This window comes from Furfurilactobacillus sp. WILCCON 0119, from assembly GCF_053471565.1.
Genome location: NZ_JBPCCV010000005.1, coordinates 1 through 12893, shown reverse-complemented (window position 1 = coordinate 12893; position 12893 = coordinate 1). Strand labels below are relative to the sequence as shown.

Here is a 12893-nt window from a genome sequence, read left to right as displayed (position 1 = left end):
CCCGTAAAGCTAGGATTGAAGCGATGGTAGTGCGGTAACCAGAACTGGCAAAATGATGTGCTTTTGTGGACAGCGATTCAATGAAAGCAGCCAGAACTAAAAACGGTCATGAGAAAGCAAAAATTGCTTTCTCATGACCGTTTCGGTGATTATTAATTAGTACGGTGAGTCGTTCTATTACTCAAAAATTGGAAATTAAATTGAATGACGCAAAATTGCGAGTGGAGCAGTTGGTGTTGTCATTTGGTTATTAAAGATGAAAATGTCCGTGTCACTAGCAACTGCCTGCTTAAGAAAGCTGTTAGCCACTGTCGTATCACCGAATATTGTCAGGCTATCAGTAGTGAGTACAAGTGTTGCGACATTAGCTGCGTCGGTTTGTGTAACGATTTTAGCTGGTGTCTGGATAAGCCTGTTGGCACCTTGGGCCTTCTCAATCTCTGCTTGGAGTGTCGCGATGCCAGCGCTTATCAGTTGATTGCTAACTTCTTGTACCAACTGGGTCAACTGAATGTGATCAGCCGGTAAATTAGGGTCAATGGATGCGGAGATTGTGGTACTCAGAGATTGGTTTTTGCTAACTTTACGAAAAAGGCCTTGATCTTCTTGATTAGCAACTAAGATCAGGGGTGATTTATCTTGGTTGGAGACATCTTTTATGATTTGTTTGTCAATATTAGTGAAAAAAGTGGTCGTATCTGTTATACCAGTCTCACTAATTGCGATATTGAAAATTTGATTAACGGATACTTGATTGGAAAAAGTGGCTCGAATAACTTGAGCATGGTCTTTTTGTAATAATAGTAGATCAAAGTCGGGGCGCGGTCGATTGTTGACCAAGACTGGCCATAATAATGGCTGAGGATCAATGTAGAAACCAGCTTCAATTGAAAAATTAAGTTCCACCACTTCAATACTATTGGTTGATACATAAATCAATAGTCCCTGACTTAACGTTTCCGAAATTGGGAGACCATTTGCAAATCTTTTATCAATCTGAAATTGGTAAGCGTTCCAAAGCTCCGATGAATATTCTAATTTAATGGTTGTTTTAGCCTGATCAATTAGTGAATTAAATGTTACCGTGTCTTGTTCAGGATTGTCTTGTTGTGGATGGAGTGGCAAATACAAGGAAACAATTGGGCCTTCGACTTTTTCTAAGGTTAGTAAGTCTTTGATTTTTTGTTTACGATCTTTTCTTGACATGAATTATCCCTCCAATTAAATTACCATCGGTTAACAGCTTGTCTTTCGAACAAACATAGTCTAAATCAGAGGGTTAAAAAAAGGTAATTTATGTTCTCCCAACTTGATAATGTTTTCAAACGAAAAGTCGTGAGGCGTCATTTATAGACAATAAAGCAAAGTGATTCTTAGACAGATTCGTGGTCATCTTTAAGAGCGAACCGAAAACTACGCCTTAATTGAATGTTTCAACTTACATGGACAGCCAACGGGTAGCGATGAAGTCGATTTAATCTCTAAAAGGGGAGACGCGGGTAATGAACGTGAAAAGTTAGTGTTAGGGCGCCGAGGTGATCGGAAATAGGTTGACTAATCTAAATATTGGAAGAATCACCTAATGCCTCGTTTGTTAACGGAATGGATATTAACAAAAAAACAATCACCCATTGTTCATGCTGAGAACAGTGAGTGATTGTCGGTTAATTAAACGCTTTTGGCGGTTGTGTGCTGATGATTACTTGAGTTCAGTGGTTCTAATAATTGAAGTAAACTGTCATGTCTAACTGCATGGGGAATAAATGTCCGAATGTCATCCTCCGAAAAGCCAAATTGAACGATGGAACGGTCCGAATCAAAAATGATTGGAAAATGGAGCATGGATGGATTCTCAGCAATTGTGGTAAGTAAATCGTTTAGCGAAATGTCATCAATGCTATGGGTTTGCTTGAAGCGCACCATCGCTTTACTTTTCAGGGCAAGTAAATCATCGACGCCATTTTCAGAAGCGGCTAAAAATGATTTAAGTGGCAATTTTACTAACGTGGGGGCACTTGGATGAACCCGGTACTCCTTAACGGTAATGTGATGGTCTTTAAACCAGGTGACTGCACGTCTGGAAGGAAAATTTGATGGTATGGTATATAAACTAATCATAGTCCCTAACCTCGAATATAGTTTTTTGCAACTACATTGTACAAAACATTCCTTAACGTTACAAATGATTAGTGGGGCTAACGTAAATGATCGCCATTGACGAGCTTGTCGTTCGGGAGGACATCAGTCTCAACTTTTTTAATTAGGCGTAGTAATTCCAGCGTTTCATCGTGACCAAGAGCATTGGCCCACTGGTCGAAACGGGCCAGATGCCGTTTTTCGAGTTCATTGACAATGCGAAGACCATCGTCGGAGAGGGTGAGCTGCCGAACCCGGCGATCCTCATTACTCAATGATTGGTTAACAAGGCCACGCTTTAATAACGGTGAGAGTTGAATTGAGGTGCTGGCGGGCGCAACCTTCATAATCTGGGCAATTTTTCGGTTGGTTAATTGTCCGTTATCCCGAATGAGTTTTAGGATAAGCCAAGCGTTGTGGGACAACTGATATTGTTGATCGACGGTGGAAACAAACTCATCAATAAACTTTCCCATAAATAAAAATGCATTATTATACTGATCCATTAATTCTTTGTTGTCCATGGTAACTGCCTCCGAAAGGGTACGCCCGCCACTAGTTTAGTCTGGTCCAAAGCATCAATTGTCGTCGTCAACTGACGGTAAAGGAAGACACGGGATCCTTATTTAGAAAGTCATTATAGCGATTAACCGTGTTAAGCACCGCTCATAAAAATCCAGATTCAAAAAAATTAAGAAACTAAATTGCCGGTGAAATTACCAGACCAACGGGTTAAAAATAACGTAGGAAATCAAAAAGCGATTACCTACGTCGTTTTATCTTGAATGTTAGTCCAGTTGGCCTAATCTTTGACAGGTGAATTGGCAATTTCGGTTCCGGCGTCTGGACCAGCATCTAACCGAATAATCCGGTCAACGCTGATGACCACTGCCGCAATCAAGTCGGGAAGCTTGTTATCGGTAGCAAACTGTTTTGCGTCGTCAAAAATCTTACCGTCCGTATAAATTGTAGCATGGCCTTCCACACGGATGCCCTTTAACCCGGGATAAGGATGCACGGCCACCGCAATTTTGCCGTTGTCCTGCAAATTTTGCCAGGCGTGGCGGCCAGTCTCTTCGTTATAGATCAAGTGTTCATCGTCTAAGACCCGCAGCGTACCCTTGGGACCAATCTGCGGATTCCCGTGCGCGTCCACCGTTGCGATAAACGGAAATGCCTTGTCGACTAATTCTTTCATTTCAGCGGTTAATTTTGCCATGAGCGATTCCTCCTGTTTATTGATGACCCAATTATAGAGGTGTGCAATCAAACAGACCAATTTTTGGACTTGGAATTATTGCTGACCGATTAAAAGCATAAAAACACACTAGATGGGCCGACGTGATGATAAAATCACCTTGGTTAGTGATGAAGAAAAATAGCACTCTCGGGTTAGCAGCTTAGCGATTCAGTTGAGGAGGGTTAGTCATGGATGACACGGCGCAAACATTATTAGTTGCCATTGATGAATCGGCGCACGCCGACACGGTTGTGAAAGCGGCCATTCGCTATGCGGTCGATTTACGGATGAAAATCTTATTTCTCTTCGTGGTTGACGCCACGGGGTTCCATTTTGATGATGCTGATGGGAAGTTGAACCTACTCGTTCAAACAGAGCAACTGGCGGAACAAAAGAAGCTGACGGGTTACGTTGACCAGGCAAAAGCTAGCCGGGTTTTTGCCGCCGCTTCTAAAGTGATGTTGGGGAACCCGAAGGAAGAAATCATTGCGCAAGGAATGGACTCAGCAATCTTTGCGTTGATGATCGGTGCGCAGGGGGCCAATGCAATTGACGCAAGTAGCCTCGGATCAACAGCCGATTTTTTGATTCACCATTTCAGCAAGACAGTTATTGTCGTTCGATAAATAGCGGTTCAAAGTGATAATTAAACCAGCGTTTCACCATTGATTCTTAATGGTGGAACGCTGGTTTGCGTTGGTTAGCTGGATTGATTGATGAGTCTGCCGGACAAATGTCAATTTTTCGCCGCCCGTCCAGAATTTGAAAATGGGCTTTTAGTGCGGTGGTATCGTTGGTCGTAAACTGATTTTGGGTAGTTTGCGAATCAACGCAAACTTGCCAGTGAAAAGGGAGTAACGCCAATGATTAAAGCAGCAATAATTGATGAACTCAATGCAGCTATTGAAACACAAGACCATGTTCAAACGCTCAATCGAAACGTTTATCGTGCCTTTGGCTACGATTTAAGCACCATCTACATGTTGTTGCGGTTACAGCAAGCAGCGGATGGCATTGAAATTGCGGTGCTGGCCAAAGCACTTAACATCAGTTCTTCGGCACTGTCACTGCGGATTAGCACCAATGTTCACTTGGGCCTCATTAGCGTTAAAAATGTTGCGCGGGATCGCCGGACAAAACGCGTTTTCCTGACTCAATTGGGTGAGCAAGCGACGCAAAAGTTTGGGACTCAATTGCACCACATCTTGAATAAGAATTGACGTAAGCGCCGAATAGCTGGCGGTTACAGTCATGACATTAGAACAAGTGGGGACTAAATAAGTAAACAATCAAGTATTTAAAAAAGTCATGATGTATGCTTTGTTGGATAAAGGGGGAGAAGCCATGAATTCAACAAATCAAAGTGTGAAACGTTGGCCAATCATCGTCATTTTGGGACTGTTCTCGTTAGTGACTTCGTTATCTGGATCGAGTACAAATCTCGCATTACCTAAAATGGCCGTTTCACTTGGTGTCTCCAGTAGCACCGCCACGTGGATCGTTCAAGTTGGCTTAGTGACGACGACCATTTTACTCGTTATGTTTGGTCACATCGGCGACATCACATCAAAGACATTAATCTTTTTATATGGCGGCGGGCTATTTATTCTGGGATCACTGATGACCGGGATCGCACTGGCGTTTTGGTTCGTTCTTCTGGGGCGTTTCATTCAAGCCATTGGATCTGCCATGATCATGGCGAACTCAATGGGAATCGTCACAGAAACGTTTTCAGATAATTCACGGGCTGAGGCGTTATCGGTAATTTCAATGTTTATTGCCATTGGGTCCATTTCTGGGCCAGCACTGGGTGGGCTGATTATGTCAATTTCATCCTGGCGCTGGATTTTTCTCTTCAACGTGCCCATTGGCATCATTATTTTAATCTTTGGTTGGCGAGTGTTGCCATTTACAAAAATTGATCGAACACTTGTCAAAACGGTGTATCAGCAGGCGGATTGGCGCGGGCAAAATGTCTTCACCATCGGAATTCTTCTCTTTTTCTCCAGCAGTTTATTTTTTAACACGCATACGCCAGTGGCCATGCTAACGGGGGTGGTGGCGCTCGTTTTAGGAAGTGTGATTACACTCTATAGCTTTAAAGTGGATGGCGAATCGAAAAATCCGTGGATCGATCCGACGATCCTTCATAATAAGGCGTTCATGGTATCGATCTTTGCGATGGCGCTGTCGATGCTGACAAACGCGATTTCTAACATTCTACTACCATTTTATTTACAAAGTTATAGCGGTTTGTCGCCGTTAGTAAGCGGTTTGATTATGGGCTTGCAAGCGGGCGTCATGCTGATTGTGACACCAATTGCAGGCGCACTTGCAGATCACTGGGATCGGATGAAGTTAACCATTATTGGCCTAGTTGTGCTGCTTATTTCGCAAATCGGTTATGCCGTTTATCCGCTCACCCTAAATTTGGTTATGATCATTTGGCCAATTGTTTTAAACGGAATCGGGATGGCACTGTTCCTTTCACCAAATAATGCCATTACGATGTCATCTGTCAGTTCACGCTTGTCGGGTGTCTCGGGTTCATTCAATTCATTTGCCCGGACGATCGGGATGACGGTCGGCATTAGTTTCGGGTCAACATTATTGTTTGCCCAATTACCAAACGTGAAACACGTTAGTCAAGCGCTGGGGATGACCTTTGTTGCGGCCTTTCAACGGGTCTTTTGGTTTGCAATTTTCATTTCGGTGCTTGCACTACTGATCGTGCTTTATCGGGCTAGATCAGCCAAGACAGTTGGACAAGATTCACCGAAATAGTGCTGAAATTAAGAGCGCTCACCGTGTTTTTGATAATCCTTGGACGGGTTGTCAAAACATGGTGAGCGCTTTTGTTGATTACAGCGATGTGGTGGGCGCAACGATCGTGCCGAACCGATCCTTCCAAATGCTGGCGTGGTGGGCCTTGATTTGTTCGGCGGAGAGAAGGGCAGAATCGCAAGTGGTAATGCCATCTAAAAGGATCGAGACGGTGAAGCCGAGGTGAAAGGCGACCCGAATGGTGGTATCGACGCAGAATTCAACCTGAGCACCACAGATTTCAATGTGTGTCAGCTGATTCATGTTAAGAAAGTCATTGAGACCGGTTTGATAAAACGAATCGGGGCGTGTTTTGATGAAATAAGTATCTGAACCCTGAGCGTCAATGTCTGAAAACAACTGCCAACCAGCTGACGCCACTTCCATACCAGGCTCGGTGTGTTGAATGAAAACGATTGGTTTGTGGTCGGCCCGGTATAAGTTGATCCGCTGATTAATGACGGCAACTGTTTGAGTTCGGTGGGCAATGTCTTGTAAACCAGCTTGCATATCGATAATAATGAGTGCGTCAGCCATGAAAAGACTCCTTTGTGGGTGGATGAAATGACAACAAATTCGGGTTAATCGAGATCCTTTAGTAATTGCGTAACTGCTGAAGTGACCTCTTCATCAACGGTCTTGTGATCCAAAAGGTCCACGATTTGAGTGGCAATCAATAAATCATTTTGTTCATGTGATGTTTCCGCAATAAAGAAGTAGATTTTGATAAAGATTTCAAGTTGGTGACCAGTGTCAGCGTCACCCTGTAAGGCCTGCTGGGTGATGTGCTTAATTGACGTGGCAAGTTTTCGTTCCCGACGTTTTGCCGTTCTAGCATTAGTAATGGTGGGTAAAAATAGTGCTGTACAGACGGCTAGTATTTCCGCAGCGGCGGTGACCCATTCGGAAAGTGGTCCGATTTCCATGAGGAAAAACTCCTTTCAAAAAGCAATGTTTGATTCACATTATACGCCATGAGCGGATGAAACCTAGTGACACCTAGATAGAAGACACTAGTGTTTAACTATTAAGAATAAATGAGACGGCGTTTGACACCAACTCGATAGCATAAGGCAAGGTTGTATTAATGCTCGACATTAAGGCTCCACAACAGTATGATTAAATGAAAATAAAATGAGAATGCGGGCCATGTGTAAGAATTTAGAACGGAAGAAGGCTGTCTGAATGAACCTTAAATCACCACTCTTTAACTATGACGCCAATCCAAATAGTGTCGTATCGCCAACCGAAGATCCTGAATTTACGGGGTTTGCGAAATGCTTATTTGCCTTTGTGGAGGACAAGGATTTACAAACCTTCTTTGAGGATTATGACGTTGAACAGGTCTTTCAATTCGAGAACATTACGAAACAGTTTCCGATTTGGCGTCTCACAATTGAAAATGAAGCAATCATGGTTGCGCAGGCACCACTTGGAGCGCCCGCTGCGGTGCAGTTTTTAGATTATTTAATTGGGCATGGTGCCAAGCAAATAATCAGTTTAGGCAGTTGCGGCGTACTGACAAAGCGACCGGAAGCAGCGTTCTTGGTTCCGTTTACGGCATTACGCGATGAGGGAACCTCTTATCACTATCTTCCGGCGGCGCCGACGATTAAACTTAATGAAACCATGCAAACAACGATTGAACGCCAAATCAACCGAACGGGTAGGACGACGAGCCGCGTCAAGACATGGACAACGGATGCGTTCTTTCGTGAGACTCAGGCCCTGATTGAAGAATATCGGGCGGCGGGGTACGAGACGGTCGAAATGGAGTGTGCCGCGCTGGCTGCTTGCGCTGAATTTCGGCAGGTTGCGTTTGGTCAATTTTTCTTTACGGCAGATAGTTTAGCGGATAGTAATAATTATGATAAACGCGGTTGGGGTTTTTCGGCACGCCAAGAGGCCTTACAAATGGGCTTAGCAATCTTGTTACATTTGGAATGATATGGGGCCGTAAAACGGAATCAGGGGCATCTTAAAAAACGAAGCGCAAATGAAAAGCCCGCCAGATGGCAGGCTTTGCGAAAACTATTCAATGATCAATTCTTCAGTCCATTTCTCATTTGTAGGCTCCTTTGCGTCGTTCAGCAAGCCAATGGTTAGTTCGCCAAAGTAGTCATGCGCCCCATTTTTCAATTCAGATGGATTTAGTTTGAATGCTAACTCATTGTTAGCCCGGACAACTAATTCGTTGATGTGGCGACCGTAAGGAATGTCGACGTGAAAATAGATTGAGCCTAAACTTTCGTGGCCGACCGGTGAGTCAGCGACCAACTTGATCCAGAATTCCGGACCGTAAGGCTTTCCACTAGGGGAGACCACTTTAAAGGTCGCAGTTTTTCCAGCACGAATGATTTCCGGGAAACTATCAACCCGATTTTTAGGATAAACATAGCGGTCACTAAGTAAGCGGTCCTGCTTAGTGGTGTTTTTTACGACTAACTGTGTTGTCCAATCTGCCATAGGCGAATGCTTCTTTTTATGAGGAATTTGTGTCCCATGCTGGCCAGCTGTGAGGACACTTTGTAGGTTACACCGCGCGTGAAAACGCAACAAAAAATCTGCTTTAAAGGCTGCACTAGTTGAAATGCCTGAGTGGTTGAAAAGTTTGATTTAGATAATAATCAAGTGAAGCTGTGAGGTATAATGATTTTGTAAATGAATCATAAAGAATGAGGGTGTCCTGGTTGGGCCCACTACCGTCACTACATGAAGTTGTTGGTGTTCTACTAGCGATAAATTGTGTCTACATTTGCTTTCACTTAGTTTATTGGCATAGCCACCGGTTTAGACAATGGCTCAATCACTTTTCACGAGCCGAAATCTTTGATCGGGTGTTTTTGGCGATCTTTATTTTTCAACATGTTGCGGGAATTTTGTACGGTCTATATCGTGGAATAGGACGTTAATGCGATGGCAATTGTAATCATCATTATTACAGCTGGACTGATTACCGGAATGCTCATGAAGATAACCGACCGGAAATCGCTGAATTTAAATGTGATTTTTGTGGTTGGCACAGTTATTGCGGCGATTGTGGTTTACCTTGTCAATGAAGTTTTAAGGTGACCTGGATTTAGTCGCACGTTAAAGAAAAGCCAAGCGTACTCCTTGATTAAGGGAGTGCTTGGCTTTTTCGATGCAAAAGTGATTCTGTAGGAGCAATGAGTAACCGTGCGTAGGTCGGTTGTGAAACCTCGTTTAGCTCAATTGGGCAATGTGTCTGTTGGTTAGTTGTTGATATTGTAAATAGAGTGCCGTGAACCGTGAATCACTTTTAGCTTCCCATGGTTTAGGGCTTCCGGCAAAATGCAGGATAACGGTCTGCTGCATAACCCAAGCAAGCGTGTGTTCGCCCATGCTGCGGATTTGATACGTCATAAATTGACGCGTGTCATAATTCCAAATTTCTTCAGGAATTTCGACGATGTGGCTGTGATATAAGTGATTAAGGACGTCTTGATCTGGTAAGAGGAGCTGGTCATGATAGGTTTCGATGGTCTGCTGAATCGCACTCGCTTGAATAATTTGCCGGGTTTTGTTCAAATCCATTAAGAGCACACCAGTGTTGTAATACTTCCCCTCAGTATTGAGCCGTAAATTATTGATTGGTGTGACAGCATCAAGCAAACCGGTGTGAGAGGCGGCCGCCATCATTGCGTCACCCAAATCAAAGGTCCACAGGGGTGAAAGGTCATTAATAATCAAGGTGTCAGGGTCAAGATAAATAATGCGACTCACATCATCTGGCAAGAAGTCACCAGCGAGTAAACGAAAGTACATTTCTGATGGATAATCATGGATTGTCGTAATCTTTTGCGTGTCAAAGACCTGATCAATTTGAATGGCAGTGAAGTGCCAGTTGAAACTCTGTACAAACGTTGATAATTCCTGAATTTGCGCTGGAGTAATTGTTTTATGGAGTAAATAGATGTGAAATTCATAAGCACGGTTATTGGCCGCCAGGGATGTCAACGCGGTCTTTAGCGGCATAAGATAATTTTGATTTAGCGTGACTAGGATATTGATCGGTGACATGAGTGAGGCTCCTTCTGAAATGAGTTGATCCAATTGAATTGTAGCATAATTGAAAAAATAACAGGGTGAGGAGCGGTTGAGCTAGGTTATAAGTCAATTAAATGATAAACAAGCACTTTGAATTTCAATGGCTATTTTTATTCCGTCTTATGGCCGGTTACTATGATAATTAGGGGCTGGTTTAATTGCAGTCGAATATACGTTTCGCACAATTTAATTGTGCTGTGCTACTCTTGTTGGGTGGTACTCTTAAATTTCAAGACCTCAGCAAGGAGATAAATAAAGATCCTCAAGAAAGCTGCTTCGAGGCCTTTAGTAATATGGTTCTAAACAATAGTAAAGGAAGTCATCATCATGTCAAAATATTATAAGGTGTTTGTTACATGGCTTGTGTTTATTGCGTTAGTTCTTACCGAAAACTATTGGACACCAGCAGGATTTCTCAAGAATCCAGCAGTTTCGATTATTTTTGATGAAATAATTCTTATTTTGGTTGTTGTTGCTTTAAATGTTTTTTGGCTCAAACAAGAAATAAGCATTAAACCGACTGTATCGATTAAAGAGCAACTGGCCGTTACCTGGTTGCCTTTGGTTGCGTACTTGTTTTTAAACATTACCGCCGTTTCTTTTCTTTCACATATTGGTCGCAGTAAGCCAATTGGAACATTATTATTATTCTATGCAGCGGCAGTTTTGGTGGGCATAGCCGAAGAATATCTTTTCAGAGGGCTAATCATTTCGACAATTTTGTCATCATTCAATAAAATTACGTATAAAAGTGTTATGTATGCCGCGATTATCTCTAGTTTGACCTTTGGTCTAACGCATGGCATTAATCTTACAAGCCAAAGTGTTTTGGCAACAGTGGTTCAAGCGGCTTCGGCGGCTATGACTGGGTTCTTGTCAGCGGCCATCTTGCTACGGACTGGTAGTATTTTATGGCCAATGCTTTTTCACGCAATGAATGATGGTATGACGTTTATTGCGGCTGGAATTGGGGACAGCAAGATTGTTTCACTTAGCCCTGTTTACTTAGTTCCTTTATTATTAGGATTTTGGTTGTTACGTAGATCTAAATTCTTTGATAAAAATGGAGATTCAACTGAGTCTTTTACGAACTTTTCGAGAAAAATAACCGATCACATTTCTAACTAAAATTCCAAAGAAAGGCTCTAACTTCCTAATGTTGTAGGAAGTTAGAGCCTTTTTGTGATTAATGATTCCGTTTCTTAATTACAAATAAGGTGGTGACACCAGCTAAGATGATAATGCCAATGATGCTGGTTGTGTAACCAATTGCACTGGTACTTGGTAAACTAGCGTGACGCGTGTTGTCACCTTTGCTAGTTTGTTGTGCAGGCGTGTTTGATGAGTTATTGCTTGAAGAATCTTTTTTAACAAGGGTAGCAACAATAGATTGACCATTACTGCTTTGTGAATTTGATTGACCAGCAGTCGATGATTGACCATTCGAAGTTACGCTTGAACTCGATGAAGAACTCCCAGAAACGCTTGAACTAGCGACGTCGCTAGAATTGGAGGAAGAACTGCTTGAACCATTTGAACTCGAACTTTCAGAACTTGATGAAGCGGCGGGATCATAAGTGACAGTCACAACGTTAGCGCCATCACCGTCCTTGTCAACCTTATACGAACTTGGTTGATTAGCGGCAATGGTGTAGCCATCAAAACTAGGCTGATCAATCGTGATGGTCTGACTGAACTTGGTATCAATTGTCTTAGAGCCTAACTTTTTGCCATCAGAAGCAACGTAGTTAACGGTCACCGTTTCATCGTTTGGAATCAGAGTAGTATTAAAAAAATATTTTCTGCCATTCTCGACAGTTCCAGCGAAATATCCGGTTTCATTGGCTATGTCAAGATAATTATCAATATTTGTGGCATTGGGAATGGTAGCAATCATTTGTGCATACGACGCAGTATGAGGACCAGTAATTCTCTCCGCGAGAAAAGAATTATTGTTATCAATAGTGTATCCAACTTTAGATACGTGAATGAACGTGTAACGCTGGCCTTCCGCGAAATGTTGAGAGACAGATGGAAACGCAGTTGTATCGGAATCACTGTTTTTCCAAGTATAGGTTATGGTAATACTATTTGGATCTGGAGCAGCGAACGCAGGAAAAGAAAATCCTAAAGTAACGACGAATATTAAAAGAGCTAATATACTTCGGAAAGTTTTCGAACTTTTCATAATAACCATCCTTAAAAAATATTTTGTACAACATAACTTTAACACACGATTAAAAAAATCATGGCGAAAATAGTTTTTATACTTAACTATTTTTTAAAAAAATGGTCTTCAATAACTGAAGTGGGCGCAGTTTGTACTGCTATTCAGTATTTATTTCTATTTGAGATTTAAGAAATGGCAGAACATATGATGAGTGCACTTGATTTGGTATACCAATTTAAGGGATATTCGAGACCTCAAAAGAGGCTTGCGCAAAATTTGCGCAAAATGTTTTTTTATTTCAGTGATTATTCAGTGATTGGTCAAAATCAAAAAAAATAAGCCAAGCCCATGATATAAAAGGGTTTGGCTTACTTTTTTCTCTTCTTCGTGACCGTTCAATAACGGGTCAAAAAGGAGACGACAGGATTTTAGATAATCTATAAACGCCTGTTTAAC

15 protein-coding genes are annotated in these 12893 nt (G+C 42.3%); 6 read left to right on the top strand and 9 right to left on the bottom strand.

Going from position 1 to position 12893, the window contains the following annotated elements:
* Window positions 1-195: 195 nt before the first annotated feature.
* The 4 genes from ACRYI5_RS08455 to ACRYI5_RS08440 form a co-directional block, all read right to left on the bottom strand.
* Complete coding sequence (locus tag ACRYI5_RS08455; protein ID WP_448224972.1) at window positions 196-1206, bottom strand: baeRF3 domain-containing protein; 1011 nt, start codon at window positions 1204-1206, stop codon at window positions 196-198.
* A 462-nt stretch (window positions 1207-1668) separates the two neighbouring features.
* Window positions 1669-2118 carry an ArsC/Spx/MgsR family protein gene (locus tag ACRYI5_RS08450; protein ID WP_407879360.1) on the bottom strand — a complete coding sequence of 150 codons (450 nt, stop codon included), beginning with the start codon at window positions 2116-2118 and terminating at the stop codon, window positions 1669-1671.
* A 77-nt stretch (window positions 2119-2195) separates the two neighbouring features.
* The gene (locus ACRYI5_RS08445) at window positions 2196-2660 is read right to left on the bottom strand and encodes a MarR family winged helix-turn-helix transcriptional regulator (RefSeq protein WP_448224971.1); all 465 of its coding nucleotides are present in this window, start codon (window positions 2658-2660) and stop codon (window positions 2196-2198) included.
* Window positions 2661-2938: 278 nt separating this feature from the next.
* Window positions 2939-3355, bottom strand: a complete 417-nt coding sequence (locus ACRYI5_RS08440) for a pyridoxamine 5'-phosphate oxidase family protein (protein WP_407879364.1) — start codon at window positions 3353-3355, stop codon at window positions 2939-2941.
* Window positions 3356-3564: 209 nt separating this feature from the next.
* Here ACRYI5_RS08440 and ACRYI5_RS08435 point away from each other — a divergent pair, with 209 nt between their 5' ends.
* The 3 genes from ACRYI5_RS08435 to ACRYI5_RS08425 all read left to right on the top strand — a co-directional run bounded on the left by ACRYI5_RS08435 (window position 3565) and on the right by ACRYI5_RS08425 (window position 6160).
* Window positions 3565-4002 (top strand): universal stress protein, encoded by a 438-nt coding sequence (locus ACRYI5_RS08435; RefSeq protein ID WP_448224970.1) that lies wholly within the window; start codon window positions 3565-3567, stop codon window positions 4000-4002.
* Window positions 4003-4239: 237 nt separating this feature from the next.
* Complete coding sequence (locus ACRYI5_RS08430) at window positions 4240-4596, top strand: hypothetical protein (RefSeq protein WP_448224969.1); 357 nt, start codon at window positions 4240-4242, stop codon at window positions 4594-4596.
* A 124-nt stretch (window positions 4597-4720) separates the two neighbouring features.
* Window positions 4721-6160: an MFS transporter gene (locus ACRYI5_RS08425; protein WP_448224968.1), complete on the top strand. Its 1440-nt coding sequence runs from the start codon at window positions 4721-4723 to the stop codon at window positions 6158-6160.
* Window positions 6161-6238: 78 nt separating this feature from the next.
* Here the strand turns inward: ACRYI5_RS08425 and ACRYI5_RS08420 are convergent, their stop codons facing one another.
* Window positions 6239-6736 (bottom strand): isochorismatase family protein, encoded by a 498-nt coding sequence (locus tag ACRYI5_RS08420; protein WP_407879372.1) that lies wholly within the window; start codon window positions 6734-6736, stop codon window positions 6239-6241.
* Window positions 6737-6780: 44 nt separating this feature from the next.
* Window positions 6781-7125: a hypothetical protein gene (locus ACRYI5_RS08415; protein WP_448224967.1), complete on the bottom strand. Its 345-nt coding sequence runs from the start codon at window positions 7123-7125 to the stop codon at window positions 6781-6783.
* Between the two features lie 259 nt (window positions 7126-7384).
* Between ACRYI5_RS08415 and ACRYI5_RS08410 the strand changes: the two genes are divergently transcribed.
* The gene (locus ACRYI5_RS08410; protein ID WP_448224966.1) at window positions 7385-8146 is read left to right on the top strand and encodes a nucleoside phosphorylase; all 762 of its coding nucleotides are present in this window, start codon (window positions 7385-7387) and stop codon (window positions 8144-8146) included.
* 84 nt (window positions 8147-8230) lie between these two features.
* On the opposite strand, the gene ACRYI5_RS08405 is transcribed toward ACRYI5_RS08410, so the two are convergent.
* A complete protein-coding gene (locus ACRYI5_RS08405; protein ID WP_448224965.1) occupies window positions 8231-8665 on the bottom strand; it encodes a hypothetical protein in 435 nt (144 codons plus the stop codon).
* Between the two features lie 450 nt (window positions 8666-9115).
* Between ACRYI5_RS08405 and ACRYI5_RS08400 the strand changes: the two genes are divergently transcribed.
* Entirely contained in the window at window positions 9116-9271 is a 156-nt protein-coding gene (locus ACRYI5_RS08400; protein WP_448224964.1) for a hypothetical protein, read from the top strand.
* A 132-nt stretch (window positions 9272-9403) separates the two neighbouring features.
* On the opposite strand, the gene ACRYI5_RS08395 is transcribed toward ACRYI5_RS08400, so the two are convergent.
* Entirely contained in the window at window positions 9404-10240 is an 837-nt protein-coding gene (locus ACRYI5_RS08395) for a glycosyltransferase family 8 protein (RefSeq protein ID WP_448224963.1), read from the bottom strand.
* A 354-nt stretch (window positions 10241-10594) separates the two neighbouring features.
* Between ACRYI5_RS08395 and ACRYI5_RS08390 the strand changes: the two genes are divergently transcribed.
* Window positions 10595-11395 (top strand): CPBP family intramembrane glutamic endopeptidase, encoded by an 801-nt coding sequence (locus ACRYI5_RS08390; RefSeq protein WP_407879382.1) that lies wholly within the window; start codon window positions 10595-10597, stop codon window positions 11393-11395.
* 58 nt (window positions 11396-11453) lie between these two features.
* Here ACRYI5_RS08390 and ACRYI5_RS08385 read toward each other — a convergent pair whose 3' ends face one another.
* Entirely contained in the window at window positions 11454-12026 is a 573-nt protein-coding gene (locus tag ACRYI5_RS08385; RefSeq protein ID WP_448224962.1) for a MucBP domain-containing protein, read from the bottom strand.
* Between the last annotated feature and the right edge of the window lie 867 nt (window positions 12027-12893).

What these genes read in the sequence shown, in the direction of transcription:
- ACRYI5_RS08435 (WP_448224970.1), top strand. Translation starts at nt 3,565, where the DNA reads ATGGATGACACGGCGCAAACATTATTAGTTGCCATTGATGAATCGGCG.
- ACRYI5_RS08400 (WP_448224964.1), top strand. Translation starts at nt 9,116, where the DNA reads ATGGCAATTGTAATCATCATTATTACAGCTGGACTGATTACCGGAATG.
- ACRYI5_RS08410 (WP_448224966.1), top strand. Translation starts at nt 7,385, where the DNA reads ATGAACCTTAAATCACCACTCTTTAACTATGACGCCAATCCAAATAGT.
- ACRYI5_RS08390 (WP_407879382.1), top strand. Translation starts at nt 10,595, where the DNA reads ATGTCAAAATATTATAAGGTGTTTGTTACATGGCTTGTGTTTATTGCG.
- ACRYI5_RS08420 (WP_407879372.1), bottom strand. Translation starts at nt 6,736, where the DNA reads ATGGCTGACGCACTCATTATTATCGATATGCAAGCTGGTTTACAAGAC.
- ACRYI5_RS08440 (WP_407879364.1), bottom strand. Translation starts at nt 3,355, where the DNA reads ATGGCAAAATTAACCGCTGAAATGAAAGAATTAGTCGACAAGGCATTT.
- ACRYI5_RS08450 (WP_407879360.1), bottom strand. Translation starts at nt 2,118, where the DNA reads ATGATTAGTTTATATACCATACCATCAAATTTTCCTTCCAGACGTGCA.
- ACRYI5_RS08445 (WP_448224971.1), bottom strand. Translation starts at nt 2,660, where the DNA reads ATGGACAACAAAGAATTAATGGATCAGTATAATAATGCATTTTTATTT.
- ACRYI5_RS08405 (WP_448224965.1), bottom strand. Translation starts at nt 8,665, where the DNA reads ATGGCAGATTGGACAACACAGTTAGTCGTAAAAAACACCACTAAGCAG.
- ACRYI5_RS08425 (WP_448224968.1), top strand. Translation starts at nt 4,721, where the DNA reads ATGAATTCAACAAATCAAAGTGTGAAACGTTGGCCAATCATCGTCATT.
- ACRYI5_RS08415 (WP_448224967.1), bottom strand. Translation starts at nt 7,125, where the DNA reads ATGGAAATCGGACCACTTTCCGAATGGGTCACCGCCGCTGCGGAAATA.
- ACRYI5_RS08455 (WP_448224972.1), bottom strand. Translation starts at nt 1,206, where the DNA reads ATGTCAAGAAAAGATCGTAAACAAAAAATCAAAGACTTACTAACCTTA.
- ACRYI5_RS08395 (WP_448224963.1), bottom strand. Translation starts at nt 10,240, where the DNA reads ATGTCACCGATCAATATCCTAGTCACGCTAAATCAAAATTATCTTATG.
- ACRYI5_RS08430 (WP_448224969.1), top strand. Translation starts at nt 4,240, where the DNA reads ATGATTAAAGCAGCAATAATTGATGAACTCAATGCAGCTATTGAAACA.